Annotated in this window: 14 protein-coding genes, 1 tRNA gene and 3 rRNA genes; 5 read left to right on the top strand and 13 right to left on the bottom strand. The window is 53.2% G+C overall.

From position 1 onward, the window contains the following. The first annotated feature begins 86 nt into the window (after nt 1–86). Nucleotides 87–995 (top strand): acyltransferase, encoded by a 909-nt coding sequence (locus FNY10_RS24770; protein ID WP_142255809.1) that lies wholly within the window; start codon nt 87–89, stop codon nt 993–995. Nucleotides 996–1,068: 73 nt separating this feature from the next. Here FNY10_RS24770 and dsbA read toward each other — a convergent pair whose 3' ends face one another. The 3 genes from dsbA to FNY10_RS24755 all read right to left on the bottom strand — a co-directional run bounded on the left by dsbA (nt 1,069) and on the right by FNY10_RS24755 (nt 3,051). Next, on the bottom strand, nt 1,069–1,692 hold the full coding sequence (gene dsbA, locus FNY10_RS24765; protein WP_100686438.1) for a thiol:disulfide interchange protein DsbA: 624 nt from the start codon (nt 1,690–1,692) through the stop codon (nt 1,069–1,071). 27 nt (nt 1,693–1,719) lie between these two features. Next, nucleotides 1,720–2,706, bottom strand: coding sequence for a serine/threonine protein kinase (locus tag FNY10_RS24760; RefSeq protein ID WP_142255810.1), 987 nt, complete (start codon nt 2,704–2,706; stop codon nt 1,720–1,722). A gap of 75 nt (nt 2,707–2,781) precedes the next feature. Then, entirely contained in the window at nt 2,782–3,051 is a 270-nt protein-coding gene (locus FNY10_RS24755; RefSeq protein ID WP_100686436.1) for a YihD family protein, read from the bottom strand. Nucleotides 3,052–3,122: 71 nt separating this feature from the next. On the opposite strand from FNY10_RS24755, the gene mobA reads away from it, so the two are divergent. Beyond that, on the top strand, nt 3,123–3,704 hold the full coding sequence (gene mobA, locus FNY10_RS24750; RefSeq protein WP_142255811.1) for a molybdenum cofactor guanylyltransferase MobA: 582 nt from the start codon (nt 3,123–3,125) through the stop codon (nt 3,702–3,704). Beyond that, on the top strand, nt 3,701–4,207 hold the full coding sequence (mobB, locus tag FNY10_RS24745; protein WP_142255812.1) for a molybdopterin-guanine dinucleotide biosynthesis protein MobB: 507 nt from the start codon (nt 3,701–3,703) through the stop codon (nt 4,205–4,207). The genes mobA and mobB overlap by 4 nt, the downstream gene beginning before the upstream one ends. Nucleotides 4,208–4,412: 205 nt before the next feature. Here mobB and rrf read toward each other — a convergent pair. The 4 genes from rrf to FNY10_RS24725 all read right to left on the bottom strand — a co-directional run bounded on the left by rrf (nt 4,413) and on the right by FNY10_RS24725 (nt 9,524). Next, nucleotides 4,413–4,528, bottom strand: a 5S ribosomal RNA gene (gene rrf, locus FNY10_RS24740). A 198-nt stretch (nt 4,529–4,726) separates the two neighbouring features. Continuing rightward, nucleotides 4,727–7,632, bottom strand: a 23S ribosomal RNA gene (locus FNY10_RS24735). 191 nt (nt 7,633–7,823) lie between these two features. Then, nucleotides 7,824–7,899: transfer RNA gene (locus tag FNY10_RS24730), tRNA-Glu, on the bottom strand. Nucleotides 7,900–7,984: 85 nt separating this feature from the next. Further along, nucleotides 7,985–9,524, bottom strand: a 16S ribosomal RNA gene (locus FNY10_RS24725). The 16S, 23S and 5S rRNA genes sit together here with 1 tRNA gene alongside, the layout of an rRNA operon. 482 nt (nt 9,525–10,006) lie before the next feature. Between FNY10_RS24725 and FNY10_RS24720 the strand changes: the two genes are divergently transcribed. Both FNY10_RS24720 and mdtD read left to right on the top strand, forming a co-directional pair. Further along, the gene (locus FNY10_RS24720) at nt 10,007–10,708 is read left to right on the top strand and encodes a FadR/GntR family transcriptional regulator (RefSeq protein ID WP_131050127.1); all 702 of its coding nucleotides are present in this window, start codon (nt 10,007–10,009) and stop codon (nt 10,706–10,708) included. A 12-nt stretch (nt 10,709–10,720) separates the two neighbouring features. Beyond that, nucleotides 10,721–12,118, top strand: coding sequence for a multidrug transporter subunit MdtD (gene mdtD, locus FNY10_RS24715; protein ID WP_131050128.1), 1,398 nt, complete (start codon nt 10,721–10,723; stop codon nt 12,116–12,118). On the opposite strand, the gene rbsR is transcribed toward mdtD, so the two are convergent. From rbsR to rbsD, 6 genes are all read right to left on the bottom strand, one after another. After that, nucleotides 12,115–13,098 (bottom strand): ribose operon transcriptional repressor RbsR, encoded by a 984-nt coding sequence (gene rbsR, locus FNY10_RS24710; RefSeq protein WP_160704455.1) that lies wholly within the window; start codon nt 13,096–13,098, stop codon nt 12,115–12,117. The genes mdtD and rbsR overlap by 4 nt on opposite strands. Nucleotides 13,099–13,110: 12 nt before the next feature. Next, on the bottom strand, nt 13,111–14,043 hold the full coding sequence (gene rbsK / locus FNY10_RS24705) for a ribokinase (protein ID WP_160704457.1): 933 nt from the start codon (nt 14,041–14,043) through the stop codon (nt 13,111–13,113). A 98-nt stretch (nt 14,044–14,141) separates the two neighbouring features. Further along, a complete protein-coding gene (rbsB, locus tag FNY10_RS24700) occupies nt 14,142–15,032 on the bottom strand; it encodes a ribose ABC transporter substrate-binding protein RbsB (RefSeq protein ID WP_100684560.1) in 891 nt (296 codons plus the stop codon). Between the two features lie 27 nt (nt 15,033–15,059). Continuing rightward, nucleotides 15,060–16,025 (bottom strand): ribose ABC transporter permease, encoded by a 966-nt coding sequence (gene rbsC, locus FNY10_RS24695; protein WP_004869245.1) that lies wholly within the window; start codon nt 16,023–16,025, stop codon nt 15,060–15,062. Between the two features lie 5 nt (nt 16,026–16,030). Then, nucleotides 16,031–17,536, bottom strand: a complete 1,506-nt coding sequence (gene rbsA, locus FNY10_RS24690) for a ribose ABC transporter ATP-binding protein RbsA (RefSeq protein ID WP_142255815.1) — start codon at nt 17,534–17,536, stop codon at nt 16,031–16,033. 10 nt (nt 17,537–17,546) lie between these two features. Continuing rightward, nucleotides 17,547–17,966, bottom strand: a complete 420-nt coding sequence (gene rbsD / locus FNY10_RS24685; RefSeq protein WP_131050132.1) for a D-ribose pyranase — start codon at nt 17,964–17,966, stop codon at nt 17,547–17,549. Nucleotides 17,967–17,992 lie beyond the last annotated feature (26 nt).

Raw genomic sequence — 17,992 nt, 5'->3', positions numbered from 1 at the left:
TCATTTGCTGCGTTTTCTGGTAAAATCAGCCTCTTGCACGGTTTAACTGCGCTCTTTATCAGCCTAACTTTCTGAATAAACTAACTATGTCGAGATTACTCGCTGCGATAACACTTCCGCTGAGTATCGCCCTTACCATCTTAGTCACCATTATCTGTTCCGTACCGATAATCATCGCCGGGCTGATTAAACTTCTTGTGCCCATCCCTGCGGTATGGCGTGCGATTTCCCGTTTCTGCAATTTCATGATGTATTGCTGGTGCGAAGGGTTGGCACTGCTGCTCTACCTGAATCCCAGGCTGACGTGGGACGTGCAAGGTCTTGAGGGACTGAACAAGAAAAACTGGTATCTGCTCATCAGCAATCATCATAGCTGGGCGGATATCGTGGTGCTCTGCGTGTTGTTCCGCAAGCATATTCCGATGAATAAATACTTCCTTAAGCAACAGCTGGCGTGGGTACCTTTTATCGGGCTTGCCTGCTGGGCGCTGGATATGCCCTTTATGCGTCGCTATTCACGAGGCTATTTAATTCGCCATCCTGAGCGTCGCGGTAAAGATGTTGAAACGACTCGCCGCTCCTGCGAGAAATTTCGCGCGCATCCGACCACCATCGTCAATTTTGTCGAAGGTTCGCGTTTTACCGAAGACAAGCAGCGGCAAACCCGTTCACCTTATCGCAATTTATTGCCACCGAAGGCCGCAGGTATCGCGATGGCGTTGAACGTGCTTGGTGCGCAGTTCGATAAGCTGTTGAACGTCACGCTTTGCTATCCGGAGAACAACAGGCGGCCATTTTACGATATGTTAAGCGGCCGACTGACGCGCATTGTTGTTCACGTTAATCTCGTTCCCGTGGCGGAAGATCTGCACGGCGACTACGTGAATGACAAAAACTTTAAGCGCCGTTTCCAGCGTTGGTTGAATGAACTGTGGGAAGAGAAAGACAGTCAGCTGACGGAAATTATGCGGACAAAAGGACGCGAAGAGCGTTGAACCTGAGAAGTATGCCACCTTCACAGGTTATTTAAGAGGGATATTAAAAAGCCGGTCAGTGACCGGCTTTTTTTTACTTCTTCTCAACCAACTGCTTAACGCTATCCGCATACTGGGCGACAAAGGCGTCCATATTGCTGGTATCCATCCCCTGCGGGTTCAGCTGATATTTACCGTCGACATACATGGCCGGTACGCCCTGCAACTGGAAGTCAGCGGCCGCTTTTTCCTGCTGAGCAACCAGAGATTTCACCACAAAGCTGTTCCATGCCGCATCGTAGTCTTCGCCTTTTACGCCAGCGTCAACGAAGACTTTACGAATATCAGCCACTGTCTGCACGGTCTGGGTTTTCTGCACCGCTTCAAACATCGGCACAGTGATCTTATCTTCAACGCCCAGCGCCATCGCAACGGCCCATGCCTGAGTTAAGTCTTTACCCAAAGGCCCGAGGAATTCAACGTGGTACTTGGTCATTTTGACGCCTTCCGGCAGCTTTTTCTTCACGTTATCAGAAACGTGCAGCACTTCTTCAAACTGATAGCAGTGCGGGCAGTAGAACGAGAAGAACTCAAGAACCTGAGGCGCGCCGGCGACGGGCTTATCGAGGGTGATGTACTGCTTACCGTCGGCTATCTGGGCAGCAGAAGCACTAAAAGCCAGAATCATACCAGCCAGCGCCAGCCAAATTTTTTTCATGTTTACGTCTCTCCTGGAAATATCTAATTAATACATTGGCGTTAACTGAAGAGGGGGTTCTTGCAGAACCTTCACCTGCTCAAGAAAAGTTGCTGTCTGCCCCCGCCAGTAATCTTCCCCGGTAAGCCAGGGGAAATTAACAGGGAAGGCAGGATCGTCCCAGCGCCTGAGCAACCATGCCAGATAATAAACTAACCGCATGGCGCGTAAAGGTTCGATAAGGGCGATTTCGTCTGAATTAAACGGACTGAATTCTTCATAAGCTTCAACGATCATCTCCAGCTGCATGCGCTGCTCAGCTTTATTACCGTTCAGCAGCATCCACAGATCCTGGATGGCCGGACCGTTGCGGGCATCATCTAAATCGACAAAAAGCGGACCATCGCGCCAGAGAATATTACCGGCATGGCAATCACCGTGCAGACGCAGAACGTCCGCGTCGCCGTGCCATTGTGCAATAACGGCAGCGATCAGCTTATCTGCGGCGCGGAGGAAATCCTTCTTCAGACCTGAGGGGATCAGCGTTGAGTGTTCAAAAACGTCCCGCGGTGCCAGCAAATACTCATTCACCCCAATCTCAGGGCGTGCGACAAAACGCGATTTACGCCCGGTCTGGTGCAAACGCCCCAGATAACGGCCGACAGACTCCATTTGATCGAGGTTATCAGATTCAAACTGGCGCCCACCTAAGCTGGGAAACACGGCAAAATAGAAGCCCTGGTGCTGATGAAGGGTTCTGTCATTGAAAAACAATGGTGCGGCAACAGGAACGTCATCCTGCTTGAGCTGAAGGGTAAACTGGTGTTCTTCGAGGATCTGTTCGGCAGACCAACGTTCAGGACGATAGAACTTCACCACATAGCGATGGCGGTCTTCGTCCTGAAACTGGTAAACGCGGTTTTCATAGCTGTTGAGCGGCGTGAGCCCGGAGTCCACCCTCATCCCCAGATCGAATAGCCCATCAATGATGGTATCCGGGTTTAGCGTCTGAAAATTAAAAGCCTTATCGTGCATCCTGACATCCGATAATCTTAGGAGTAGTTCAGGATATCATCTCATAACTCGTTCCGCGGCAGCACTTACAACCTTTTACTCTTTGATGACGCCGCGCGCGCGCAATAAGGCCGTTTTGAAATCCTCTTCGTAATCCTTCTGAATACCAGGAATAACGGCTTCTTTTGCCGAATCACGCATTTTCAGATGATAAATCAGGATATCGTCGGAAAGATCGGCAAGTTCGCCGGCGTAACCGGCCTCTTTTGCGAGTTTCTGCAAAAATTGCATCAGGTTCAGCTCCGGCTCTTTCTGCCAGGCTGGCTGGAGGAGTTCAATTACTTCATTCAGACGTTTACATTTCATGGTCATGCTCCTTACTCTTGATAGCGACAAGTTAACAGGGTCAATCCCACAATGAAAGAGGCGATATTGATATGCAAGGCGAGGTCATAACCGGCGTTGTATTAGCAGGCGGAAGGGCCACGCGGATGGGGGGAGCGGATAAGGGATTGCAGCTACTCGACGGTAAGCCATTATGGCGCCATGTTGCAGAGGCGCTGTCTCCTCAGGTGACCAACCTGGCTATCAGTGCCAACCGTAATCTGGAACGCTGGTATGAAAGCGGGTATCCGGTGTATTCCGACACTCTCTCTGACTTCCCGGGGCCATTAGCCGGTATGCTATCCGTGATGCAGCAGACAGAGAGCGAATGGTTTCTCTTCTGTCCCTGCGATACCCCCTTTATCCCCTCATTCCTGGCTGAGCGCTTTTTACAGCAGAAAAAGACCGCGCCCGTAGTCTGGGCCTACGACGGAGAACGCGATCATCCCGCCATTGCCCTGATGAATCGATGTGTAATGCCCGATCTGGCGGCATATCTTGCCGCAGGCGAACGACGCGTGATGGCTTTTATGCGCAACAGCGGCGGGCATCGCGTTGATTTCAGCGATGCCCGCCCGGCATTTATTAACGTCAATACCCTTGATGACTTGCAGAGCATACAGGAGCAATCATGATCCCCGTTCTCGCCATTTCCGCCTGGAGTGGTAGCGGTAAGACAACGCTGTTGAAGAAATTAATCCCCGCATTGTGTGCTGCTGGCCTGCGTCCAGGTTTGATCAAACATACCCATCACAATATGGATGTCGATAAACCGGGTAAGGACAGCTATGAATTGCGTAAAGCCGGTGCGGCTCAAACGATTGTCGCCAGTTCACAACGCTGGGCGCTAATGACTGAAACGCCGGATGCAGAAGAGGTAGATTTGGCCTGGCTGGTTAGCAGGATGGATGCATCAAAACTGGATTTAGTTCTGGTTGAAGGGTTTAAGCATGAGCCGGTAGCGAAGATCCTGCTTTTTCGACAACAGAGCGGGCATCGTGTTGAGGAGCTTGTCGTAGATGATTATGTGATTGCGGTGGCCAGCGATACGCCAATAGAGACATCTCTCCCACAGCTAGATTTAAACAATATTCCGCAGATCGTGGCGTTTATTCTACGTTGGTTGGCGGAAGCTTAAGAGAGAAAACGCGTCTGGATATATAGGGGCAAATCCAATGGGCGTTTATTACGCCCGTTCTCGCTATTCCAGCAAGATTAAGCGCTGCGGATAAATAACGATAAAAACGCAAAAAGCCCGTCCGTGAGGACGGGCTGCTTTTGCCATAAACACCAGACAAAACAAAAGGCCCGGTCTTTCGACCGGGCCTTCTGCTTTATTTGATGCCTGGCAGTTCCCTACTCTCACATGGGGAGACCCCACACTACCATCGGCGCTACGGCGTTTCACTTCTGAGTTCGGCATGGGGTCAGGTGGGACCACCGCGCTAGTGCCGCCAGGCAAATTCTTTGTGCTCAGTACGCAATTCTTTATCGCATCAGCCGCGTTGCCTGCGCTCGTAAAGTCAGTCACATACTTCAGTATGCTCCTTCCTTTACTTCGCTTGTCGCCTTGCTGCTGCGCAAATTATTGCGTACTCAACCCTGAATCTAAGCTGAAAATCTTCTCTCAAATCCGCCAAAACAGCTTCGGCGTTGTAAGGTTAAGCCTCACGGTTCATTAGTATCGGTTAGCTCAACGTATCGCTACGCTTACACACCCGACCTATCAACGTCGTCGTCTTCAACGTTCCTTCAGGACTCTCAAAGAGTCAGGGAGAACTCATCTCGGGGCAAGTTTCGTGCTTAGATGCTTTCAGCACTTATCTCTTCCGCATTTAGCTACCGGGCAATGCCATTGGCATGACAACCCGAACACCAGTGATGCGTCCACTCCGGTCCTCTCGTACTAGGAGCAGCCCCCCTCAATTCTCCAGCGCCCACGGCAGATAGGGACCGAACTGTCTCACGACGTTCTAAACCCAGCTCGCGTACCACTTTAAATGGCGAACAGCCATACCCTTGGGACCTACTTCAGCCCCAGGATGTGATGAGCCGACATCGAGGTGCCAAACACCGCCGTCGATATGAACTCTTGGGCGGTATCAGCCTGTTATCCCCGGAGTACCTTTTATCCGTTGAGCGATGGCCCTTCCATTCAGAACCACCGGATCACTATGACCTGCTTTCGCACCTGCTCGCGCCGTCACGCTCGCAGTCAAGCTAGCTTATGCCATTGCACTAACCTCCTGATGTCCGACCAGGATTAGCTAACCTTCGTGCTCCTCCGTTACTCTTTGGGAGGAGACCGCCCCAGTCAAACTACCCACCAGACACTGTCCGCAACCCGGATGACGGGTCTACGTTAGAACACCAGCCATTAAAGGGTGGTATTTCAAGGTTGGCTCCACGCAGACTGGCGTCCACGCTTCAAAGCCTCCCACCTATCCTACACATCAAGGACCAGTGTTCAGTGTCAAGCTATAGTAAAGGTTCACGGGGTCTTTCCGTCTTGCCGCGGGTACACTGCATCTTCACAGCGAGTTCAATTTCACTGAGTCTCGGGTGGAGACAGCCTGGCCATCATTACGCCATTCGTGCAGGTCGGAACTTACCCGACAAGGAATTTCGCTACCTTAGGACCGTTATAGTTACGGCCGCCGTTTACCGGGGCTTCGATCAAGAGCTTCTCCTTACGGATAACCCCATCAATTAACCTTCCGGCACCGGGCAGGCGTCACACCGTATACGTCCACTTTCGTGTTTGCACAGTGCTGTGTTTTTAATAAACAGTTGCAGCCAGCTGGTATCTTCGACTGAGTTCAGCTCCACGAGCAAGTCGCTTCACCTACCATCAGCGTGCCTTCTCCCGAAGTTACGGCACCATTTTGCCTAGTTCCTTCACCCGAGTTCTCTCAAGCGCCTTGGTATTCTCTACCTGACCACCTGTGTCGGTTTGGGGTACGATTTGATGTTACCTGATGCTTAGAGGCTTTTCCTGGAAGCAGGGCATTTGTCACTTCAGCACCGTAGTGCCTCGTCATCACACCTCAGCGTTAATAAGGTACCGGATTTACCTGGAACCTCCGCCTACATGCTTAAACCGGGACAACCGTCGCCCGGCCAACATAGCCTTCTCCGTCCCCCCTTCGCAGTAACACCGAGTACAGGAATATTAACCTGTTTCCCATCGACTACGCCTTTCGGCCTCGCCTTAGGGGTCGACTCACCCTGCCCCGATTAACGTTGGACAGGAACCCTTGGTCTTCCGGCGAGCGGGCTTTTCACCCGCTTTATCGTTACTTATGTCAGCATTCGCACTTCTGATACCTCCAGCAACCCTCACAGGCCACCTTCAACGGCTTACAGAACGCTCCCCTACCCAACAACACATCGTGTCGCTGCCGCAGCTTCGGTGCATGGTTTAGCCCCGTTACATCTTCCGCGCAGGCCGACTCGACCAGTGAGCTATTACGCTTTCTTTAAATGATGGCTGCTTCTAAGCCAACATCCTGGCTGTCTGTGCCTTCCCACATCGTTTCCCACTTAACCATGACTTTGGGACCTTAGCTGGCGGTCTGGGTTGTTTCCCTCTTCACGACGGACGTTAGCACCCGCCGTGTGTCTCCCGTGATAACATTCTTCGGTATTCGTAGTTTGCATCGGGTTGGTAAGTCGGGATGACCCCCTAGCCGAAACAGTGCTCTACCCCCGAAGATGAGTTCACGAGGCGCTACCTAAATAGCTTTCGGGGAGAACCAGCTATCTCCCGGTTTGATTGGCCTTTCACCCCCAGCCACAAGTCATCCGCTAATTTTTCAACATTAGTCGGTTCGGTCCTCCAGTTAGTGTTACCCAACCTTCAACCTGCCCATGGCTAGATCACCGGGTTTCGGGTCTATACCCTGCAACTTAACGCCCAGTTAAGACTCGGTTTCCCTGCGGCTCCCCTATTCGGTTAACCTTGCTACAGAATATAAGTCGCTGACCCATTATACAAAAGGTACGCAGTCACCTAACAAGTAGGCTCCCACTGCTTGTACGTACACGGTTTCAGGTTCTTTTTCACTCCCCTCGCCGGGGTTCTTTTCGCCTTTCCCTCACGGTACTGGTTCACTATCGGTCAGTCAGGAGTATTTAGCCTTGGAGGATGGTCCCCCCATATTCAGACAGGATACCACGTGTCCCGCCCTACTCTTCGAACTCACAGCCTGTGCATTTTAGTGTACGGGAGTATCACCCTGTACCCTGCGACTTTCCAGACGCTTCCACTAACACACAAACTGATTCAGGTTCTGGGCTGCTCCCCGTTCGCTCGCCGCTACTGGGGGAATCTCGGTTGATTTCTTTTCCTCGGGGTACTTAGATGTTTCAGTTCCCCCGGTTCGCTTCGTTAAGCTATGTATTCACTTAACGATAGTGTGTCGAAACACACTGGGTTTCCCCATTCGGAAATCGCCGGTTATAACGGTTCATATCACCTTACCGACGCTTATCGCAGATTAGCACGTCCTTCATCGCCTCTGACTGCCAGGGCATCCACCGTGTACGCTTAGTCGCTTAACCTCACAACCCGAAACTGTTTCGTAAAACGGCTCGTGTTGCGAAAATTTGAGAGACTCGAACACACATAACATGTGTGTCGTTTCAATTTTCAGCTTGATCCAGATTTTTAAAGAGCAAATATCTCAAACGTCACCCGAAGATGAGTTTTGAGATACTGAGGTCGGCGACTTTCACTCACACAAACCAGCAAGTGGCGTCCCCTAGGGGATTCGAACCCCTGTTACCGCCGTGAAAGGGCGGTGTCCTGGGCCTCTAGACGAAGGGGACACTGAAGTCTCAATCGCAAGACGCCTTGCTTTTTACTTTTCATCAGACAATCTGTGTGAGCACTACAAAGGCAGGTTCTTTCAGGTAAGGAGGTGATCCAACCGCAGGTTCCCCTACGGTTACCTTGTTACGACTTCACCCCAGTCATGAATCACAAAGTGGTAAGCGCCCTCCCGAAGGTTAAGCTACCTACTTCTTTTGCAACCCACTCCCATGGTGTGACGGGCGGTGTGTACAAGGCCCGGGAACGTATTCACCGTAGCATTCTGATCTACGATTACTAGCGATTCCGACTTCATGGAGTCGAGTTGCAGACTCCAATCCGGACTACGACATACTTTATGAGGTCCGCTTGCTCTCGCGAGGTCGCTTCTCTTTGTATATGCCATTGTAGCACGTGTGTAGCCCTACTCGTAAGGGCCATGATGACTTGACGTCATCCCCACCTTCCTCCAGTTTATCACTGGCAGTCTCCTTTGAGTTCCCGACCAAATCGCTGGCAACAAAGGATAAGGGTTGCGCTCGTTGCGGGACTTAACCCAACATTTCACAACACGAGCTGACGACAGCCATGCAGCACCTGTCTCAGAGTTCCCGAAGGCACCAAAGCATCTCTGCTAAGTTCTCTGGATGTCAAGAGTAGGTAAGGTTCTTCGCGTTGCATCGAATTAAACCACATGCTCCACCGCTTGTGCGGGCCCCCGTCAATTCATTTGAGTTTTAACCTTGCGGCCGTACTCCCCAGGCGGTCGACTTAACGCGTTAGCTCCGGAAGCCACTCCTCAAGGGAACAACCTCCAAGTCGACATCGTTTACAGCGTGGACTACCAGGGTATCTAATCCTGTTTGCTCCCCACGCTTTCGCACCTGAGCGTCAGTCTTTGTCCAGGGGGCCGCCTTCGCCACCGGTATTCCTCCAGATCTCTACGCATTTCACCGCTACACCTGGAATTCTACCCCCCTCTACAAGACTCAAGCCTGCCAGTTTCAAATGCAGTTCCCAGGTTGAGCCCGGGGATTTCACATCTGACTTAACAGACCGCCTGCGTGCGCTTTACGCCCAGTAATTCCGATTAACGCTTGCACCCTCCGTATTACCGCGGCTGCTGGCACGGAGTTAGCCGGTGCTTCTTCTGCGAGTAACGTCAATCGATGAGGTTATTAACCTCACCGCCTTCCTCCTCGCTGAAAGTACTTTACAACCCGAAGGCCTTCTTCATACACGCGGCATGGCTGCATCAGGCTTGCGCCCATTGTGCAATATTCCCCACTGCTGCCTCCCGTAGGAGTCTGGACCGTGTCTCAGTTCCAGTGTGGCTGGTCATCCTCTCAGACCAGCTAGGGATCGTCGCCTAGGTGAGCCGTTACCCCACCTACTAGCTAATCCCATCTGGGCACATCTGATGGCATGAGGCCCGAAGGTCCCCCACTTTGGTCTTGCGACGTTATGCGGTATTAGCTACCGTTTCCAGTAGTTATCCCCCTCCATCAGGCAGTTTCCCAGACATTACTCACCCGTCCGCCACTCGTCACCCGAGAGCAAGCTCTCTGTGCTACCGTTCGACTTGCATGTGTTAGGCCTGCCGCCAGCGTTCAATCTGAGCCATGATCAAACTCTTCAATTTAAGTTTGATGCTCATGAATTAAACTTCGTAATGAATTACGTATGTTCACTCACTGAGACTTGGTATTCATTTTTCGTCCGAGGACGTTAAGAATCCATGTCACTTTGAGTGCCCACACAGATTGTCTGATAAATTGTTAAAGAGCAGTTGCGACGCGCTTTAGCGCTCTGTCGCGAGGTGGCGTATATTACGCTTTCCTCTTTCAAAGTCAAGCATTTATTTTTGCTTTTCTCTGTCGGTGCTCATCGCTGAACCCCGCTAACCCGGCGGCCTGTAAGCCGTTGTTCCGTGTCAGTGGAGGCGCATTATAGGGAGTTCTGAGACGTTGACAAGCCCTGTTTAAAAAAAACTTTTCAACCGTCTCTTTTTTCACCAAAACAGCGCATAACGTGGCAAAAAACCAGCGTTTTGCTGTTTTAACCAACGAAACAGTCCACCAGATGGCATACTGATACAGATAAAAAGAGAAAGGAACGGCATCTATGTCTTTAAGCGCACAGCAACTGGCGGCACAAAAGAACATCTCCTGGGTATTAGCAGAGAAGCTGGCTCAAAAAATCCTGACCGGCGAATACCCGCCGGAAAGTATTCTTCCAGGCGAAATGGAATTGGGCGAACAGTTTGGCGTGAGTCGCACCGCGGTACGTGAAGCGGTTAAAACACTTACCGCCAAAGGGATGCTGTTGCCGCGCCCGCGTATCGGTACCCGGGTCATGCCACGCAGTAGCTGGAACTTCCTCGATAAGGAACTGCTTTCATGGTGGTTAACGGAAGATAACTTTGAAGAGGTGGTGAACCATTTCCTGGTTATGCGTAGCAGCCTGGAGCCTCAGGCCTGTTTTCTGGCGGCTACCTTTGGTAACGCAGAACAAAAGGCGCAGCTCAATACCTTAATGGAAGAGATGGGGCAGTTAAAAAAACGCTTTCTGCGCGAACGCTGGATAGAAGTCGATATGGCCTGGCATGAGCACATTTATGAAATGAGCGGAAATCCGTTCCTGATCGCTTTCGCTTCTCTGTTTCATTCGGTCTACCACACCTACTTCACCTCTATTACTCAGAACGAAGTGGTAAAGCTGGATCTCCACCAGGCCATTGTCGACGCTATCCAGGATAGCGATGGCCCGCGCGCGCTTAGCGCCTGCCAGACGTTATTGAACGCACCAAACCATTCAGGCAAGTAACAAGGGTTCCGCATGAGCGAAAAGAAAGGACGCAGTATGGCCGGACTGCCGTGGATTGCCGCCATGGCTTTTTTTATGCAGGCGCTGGACGCCACCATTCTCAACACCGCCCTTCCCGCCATTGCGCATAGCCTTAACCGTTCTCCGTTGGCCATGCAGTCCGCCATTATCAGCTACACATTAACCGTCGCCATGCTTATCCCGGTCAGCGGCTGGTTAGCAGACCGCTTCGGCACCCGTAAGGTGTTTATCATTGCCGTTGGCCTGTTTACGCTCGGTTCGCTGGCCTGCGCCCTCTCCAGTTCATTAATGGAGCTGGTTATCTTTCGCGTGATTCAAGGGACAGGCGGCGCCATGATGATGCCGGTGGCGCGCCTGGCATTATTAAGAGCCTACCCGCGCAGCGAACTGCTCCCGGTACTGAACTTCGTCACCATGCCCGGACTGGTTGGCCCTATTCTTGGGCCGGTACTCGGCGGAGTGCTGGTCACCTGGGCCAGCTGGCACTGGATTTTCCTCATTAATATTCCTATCGGCATTATCGGGATACTTTACGCGCGTAAATGTATGCCGAATTTCACCACGCCGCGCCGGCGTTTCGATATCACCGGTTTTCTGTTGTTTGGGTTGAGTCTGGTACTGTTTTCCAGCGGCATCGAACTGTTTGGCGAGAAAATCGTCGCAACCTGGATAGCCCTTTCGGTCATTGCCCTCAGCGTCATGCTACTGCTGGCCTATATCCGCCACGCGCGTCGCCACCCGGCGCCGCTGATCTCGCTTTCTTTATTTAAGACGCGCACCTTTTCGGTCGGTATTGCCGGTAATCTGGCGACGCGTCTGGGTACCGGCTGTGTGCCGTTTCTGATGCCCTTGATGTTGCAGGTCGGTTTTGGCTATCCGGCGATCGTCGCAGGCTGCATGATAGCCCCCACCGCAATCGGGTCGATTATCGCGAAATCGACCGTGACGCAGATTTTACGCTGGCTCGGCTATCGGAAAACCCTGGTCAGCGTCACCATTTTTATCGGACTGATGATTGCCCAGTTCGCATTCCAGTCCCCGGAAATGCCCATCTGGATGCTTTTACTGCCGCTGTTTGTACTGGGGATGGCCATGTCTACCCAGTTCACATCGATGAATACCATCACGCTGGCCGATTTAACCGATGATAACGCCAGTAGCGGCAATAGCCTGCTGGCCGTGACGCAACAGCTATCCATTAGCCTCGGGGTCGCCATTAGTGCGGCAGTGCTACGTTTTTATGAAGGGTTCGGCAATGCCAGTACCGTCGAGCAGTTTCACTACACCTTTATTACGATGGGGGTGATTACCGTGGTTTCGGCGCTGACATTTATACTGTTAAGAGCGAAAGACGGCCGCAATCTGATTAAAGAGCGGCATAAGGGTTAAACGGAGCCGCGAACAACCAGCTCCGGGGTGAGCTGAACGCGCTGCTGTTTCTGACCCGGGTCGGCCATGCGATGAATCAGTACGTCGATGGCCAGTTCGCCCAGTTCATCTTTTGGCTGATGGATAGTCGTCAGCGGCGGCGTCATATAGCGCGCCAGTTCAATATCGTCATATCCCACCAGCGCCATATCCTGCGGAATCCGTAACCCGGCCTGATACAACGATTGATAGGCCCCAACGGCCATCGCATCGTTACCGACAAAGACCGCCTGCGGCCGCTCGGGTAAGGCGAGCAGCTTTTGCATGGCGCTAAATCCGCCGCCGAACTCGAAATCACTGGTAATGACATAACCTTCCGCCACCGGCAGTCCGGCGCGCGCCATCGCCGCGTGATACCCCTCCAGACGCAGGCGCGACGGCGTTTTATCCAGCGGTCCGGCAATACAGGCGACGCGGGTATATCCTTTATCAATCAGATATTGGGTTGCCATATCGCCGCCCAGCAGCGAGTTGTCCTGAATCAGATCGCTATCGCCGTCGAACGGCGCCCAGTCCATCATCACCGTAGGGACTGACGGGTAGCGCTGCATAATTTCCGGTGAAGGCTGATGCGTTTCGGTACACAGCAGCAGCAAACCGTCGACGCGTTTTTGCATCAGCGTCTCAAGATTGCGGTTCATGCGCTGCTCATCGCCTTCAGTGTTACACAGCACCAGACTATAGCCGCGCTCAAAACAGCTGCGCTCCACGCCGCGCACCAGTTCCGAATAAAACGGATTGGAACTGGCGGTGATCAGCATGCCGATGGTCCGGGTCTGGTTTAATTTGAGGCTGCGCGCCAGCGCAGACGGCGCATAGTTAAGGTTTTTAATCGCCGCATCAACTTTGGCCGTAATCGCTTCACTGACGAAGCGATCTTTATTAATGACGTGAGAAACTGTTGAAGTGGAAACGCCCGCTTCGCGGGCTACATCCTTCATGGTAGCCAAACGTTACCCCTGTTGACGTAAAAACTCGTCGATTTCTTCTCGCCATGGTACGGAAGGCTGTGCGCCTTTGCGGGTAACGGCAATCGCCGCCGCGGCATGGGCAAAACGAATCGCTTCGTCCAGCGCAGTTCCTTCCAGTAAGGCCGTCACAAAGGCGCCATTAAAGGTATCACCCGCGGCAATGGTATCGATGGCCTGCACTTTAAAACCGGGAATCCGCCGGCCCTGACCTTCGCGACTGACCCATACGCCCCGGCTGCCAAGCGTAATCATCACGATACCAATGCCTTTTTCATGCAGCGCACGGGCCGCCTTAGCCGCATCGTCATCGTTCTCAACGCGGATGCCGGTCAGCTTTTCAGCTTCGGTTTCGTTAGGCGTAATAATATCTATCAGCGAAAGCAGCTCATCGGACAGGGCGCGCGCCGGCGCCGGGTTGAGCACAACGGTGGTTTGATGCTGATGGGCGATTTTTGCCGCCGCCAGCACGCTTTCCAGCGGTGACTCCAGCTGCATCAGCAGCGCCTGGGCGCCCGCTATACGCGCTTCTTCCGCCGCAACCTGCCCGACAGAGAGCGCGGCGTTAGCGCCGGCATGAATACCGATGACATTCTCACCTTCGGCGTTAACAAAAATCAGCGCCACGCCGGTCGATTGCTCTTTTACCGCACGCACCGGCGCAACATCGATCCGATCGCGCTCCAGCTGGCGGCGAACGCGTTCGCCGATATCGTCATCGCCGGTACAGGCAATAAACGCAATATCCGCGCCGCTTCGCCCGGCGGCGACGGCCTGGTTCGCCCCTTTACCGCCGAAAGCCACCTGATAATGCTGGCCGGTGACGGTTTCGCCCGGCGTCGGGAAAGATTCAAGGTTAAGAATGTGATCGGCATTGATGCTGCCAAGGACGACAAGTTTGCCTGAGGTTTTCATTATTTCTGTTCCCGGGAAAGCGCGCCACCGGACTCCGGTGGCGCATGCCCTGCTTTTCTTTTTATGTTGTCCCTCGGACCGTTTCCGGTCCGAATCGCATATTACTGCTTAATGACCAGTTTCAGCTCAACCGGATAGCTGGCGTCCACTTTCTCACCCTTCAGCACTTTATCAGCAGTCTCCACGCCTTTCACGCCGATCTGCTCTGGCAACTGAGCGATGGTCGCTGCCAGTTTGCCACTATTTACCGCTTTTTCGCCATCCGGAGTACCGTCAAATCCAACCACCATCACATCGGATTTGCCCGCCGTTTGTAATGCGCGCAGCGCACCCAGCGCCATTTCATCGTTCTGCGCAAACACCGCTTTCACATCAGGATGAGCGGTCAGCAGGTTCTGCATGACGTTCAGACCTTTGGTACGGTCGAAGTCCGCCGGCTGGCTGGCCAGAACGTTGAATTTGTGCGCGGCAACGGCCTGCTTAAAGCCCTCACCACGTTCACGAGCCGCAGAGGTCCCGGCAATACCCTGCAGTTCAATCACTTTCGCGCCTTCACCGACTTTCTTCGCAATATAGTCGCCGGCCATCTTACCGCCCAGCACGTTATCAGACGCGATATGGCTGACCACGTCGCCTTTCGAAGCCTGACGGTCGAGGGTAATGACCGGGATTTTGGCCTGGTTAGCCATCTTCACCGCGTTACCTACCGCATCAGAGTCGGTAGGGTTAATCAGCAGCAGCTTCGCGCCACGTACCGTTAAATCCTGCACGTTCGCCAGCTCTTTCGCCGGGTTGTTCTGCGAATCCAGTACCACCAGGTTGTAGCCCAGTTTGTCAGCTTCTTTCTGCGCCCCCTCTTTCAGAGAAACAAAGAACGGGTTATTCAGGGTAGAGATAACCAGAGCGATGGTATCTTTCGCCATCGCGTTGGCGCTGACGGTTGCACTGAGAGCCACAGCAGAGACCAGGGTCGCCAGTTTTTTCATATTCATAGTTAAGATGTCCTGTAGAGTTCTTAGTTACTGCTTTTTGTTGTCTACCAGCACCGCCAGCAAAATTACCACCGCTTTCACGATCATCTGGTAATAGGAAGAAACGCCTAATAGATTCAAACCGTTGTTCAGGAAGCCAAGGATCAACGCACCAATTAAAGTACCGACAATACGCCCCTTCCCCCCCGCCAGACTGGTGCCGCCGAGCACGACCGCCGCGATAGCATCCAGTTCATAGCCGGTACCCGCCGTCGGCTGCGCGGAAGAGAGGCGTGCCACTTCGATAATCCCCGCCAGCGAAGCCAGCAGGCCGCATAACGAATAGACAATGATTTTTACTTTATTGACGCTGATACCGGATAAACGGGTCGCCGCCTCGTTACCACCCAACGCGTAGATATAACGACCCAGCCGCGTATGGTGCAGCATGTACCAGGCCGCCAGAAAGACGATTGCCATAATCCACACCGGCGTCGGCACCCCTAACGGGCGACCGATACCAAACCAGCCAAACAGGTCGGCGTTATCAGTAAACCCGGTATTCACCGGACTACCGTTGGTGTAAACCATCGTCACCCCGCGCAGGAGCAGCATCATTACCAGGGTGGCGATAAAGGCCTGCACACGCCCTTTCGCCACAATCACGCCGGTCACCGCGCCAATTGCCGCGCCTAAGGCAAGCGCTGCGGCAATCGCCACCAGCGCATTCACCTCCAGCCCCACAATCGATGCCGCAACCGCGCCGGTCAGCGCCAACAGGGACCCGACGGACAGGTCGATCCCTGAAGTCAGAATGACCAGCGTCATTCCGACGGCCATAATGGCGTTGACCGACGTTTGTTGCAGGATATTGAAGAGGTTATTAACGGTAAAAAAGTTGGGGCTCATGGTCGAAACAATCGCTATCAGCACCAGCAGGGCAATCAACGACTTTTGCTCCATCAGCCATGCTTTGGTGAAATAGCGGCGACCAGTAACAGCCTGGGTTGTCATCTTTTTTACTCCTGATTCACACGGTTAAGCTTGCCCACAGCGGCAGCCATCAATACTTCCTGGGTGGCCTGCTCGCGTGTGAACTCACCGCCGAGATGCCCTTCATGCATCACCATGATGCGATCGCTCATGCCCAGCACTTCCGGCATCTCCGAAGAGACCAGAATGATGCTCAGACCATCGGCTTTAAACTGGTTGATCAGCTGATAGATTTCTTTCTTCGCCCCCACGTCCACGCCGCGAGTCGGTTCATCAAGGATCAACACCTTCGGCCGCGTCATCAGCCCGCGGGCGATGGCCACTTTTTGCTGGTTACCGCCGGAGAGCAGGCCTATCGCCTGTTCCATTGACGGCGTTTTCACATTGAACAGGCGAATAAAATCGCCTACCGCCTGCTGCTCATCTTTGTGCTTCAGGCGGCCACCGGCATGGCTGAAATAGCGCAGCGCCGTTAATGACATGTTTTCTTTCACCGACATACCGAGCACTAAGCCATCGCGCTTGCGGTCTTCAGAGATATAGACAATCCCGTTTGCCAGCCCATCCTGAGGGGAACGGGTCACCACTTCATGGCCATCGAGCGTGACGGAACCGCTGGTGCGCGGCAATGCGCCGTACAGCACCTTCATCAACTCCGTGCGGCCAGCCCCCATCAGCCCGGCGACGCCGAGAATTTCACCCTGACGAAGGGAAAAGGTCACATTTTCAACGCCCGGCCCGCACAGATTGTCTACTTTCAGGCGAACCGCCCCCGGCGCTTTATCGAGATGCGGGTACTGATCCTCCAGCTTGCGGCCAACCATCATTTCGATCAGCAGATCTTCATTCAGACTGGCCACCTCGCGCTCGGCGATAAACTGCCCGTCGCGAAAAACCGTCACATCATCACAAATCTCGAAGATCTCTTTCATACGGTGAGAGATATAGACAATCCCGCGCCCCTGCGCTTTCAGCTCGCGGATGACGCGGAACAGAGATTCCGTTTCGGTATCGGTCAATGCGTCCGTGGGTTCATCCATAATGATGACCTTCGACTCAAAGCTCAGCACCTTGGCGATTTCAACCATCTGCTGATCGCCAATCGACAGATCGCCCACCAGTTTCTGGCTGTTAAAGCGTAAGTTCAGCTTCGCCAGCAGTTTGTCGGCTTCGGCATACATCGTTTTCCAGTCGATTTTGCCAAACCGGTTGACGAACTCACGACCGAGGAAAATGTTTTCCGCGATCGTCAGCTGTGGGATCAGGTTGAGTTCCTGATGAATAATGCCGATACCGGCTTCCTGGGAGGATTTCGGTCCGTTGAAGGTGATCTCTTTGCCGAGCCACAGCAGTGAGCCGGCATCGCGGGTATAGATCCCGGTCAGCACCTTCATCATCGTGGATTTGCCGGCGCCGTTTTCGCCGACCAGCGCCATTACGCGGCCAGCATAGACATTGAGCGAGGCGCCGGAGAGCGCCTTCACGCCAGGGAACGCTTTATCGATCCCTTTTAATTGCAATAAGGCTTCCATATCGGCGACCTCAGAACGTGACGCCGGCACAGAGAATAACGTTCGCATACGGGGAACACTCCCCGCTGCGAATCACCGCCTGACTGTCTGCGGTTTGTTTTTTAAACTGCTCATGACTGGTGTAACGAATGTCAATGGTATTTCCCTGGTATTGCTGCAGCAGCTCAAGGTGAGTGAGCAACGTCGCATGGAGCTGCGGATTGTGAGTCTTTATCTCTTCCGCGAGGATCGCCGCCTCAACCTGCATTTCCGCCGTTACCACCTCCAGAACCTGCATAAAGGAGGGAACGCCATGGGTTAATGCCATATCGATGCGCGCGCTGCTGCGGGGAACCGGTAAACCGGCATCGCAGACCACCAGCGTATCGGTATGACCCAGGCGGGAGATAACCGAAGAAATATCAGCGTTAAGTACGGTGCCTTTTTTCATTTTTCTCTTTTGCTCCACTAGCGAAA

Origin of the sequence: Klebsiella sp. Lac1 (assembly GCF_009825425.1) — a bacterium.
Lineage (GTDB): Bacteria > Pseudomonadota > Gammaproteobacteria > Enterobacterales > Enterobacteriaceae > Klebsiella > Klebsiella electrica.
This window is presented reverse-complemented; position numbering and strand designations above follow the sequence as displayed.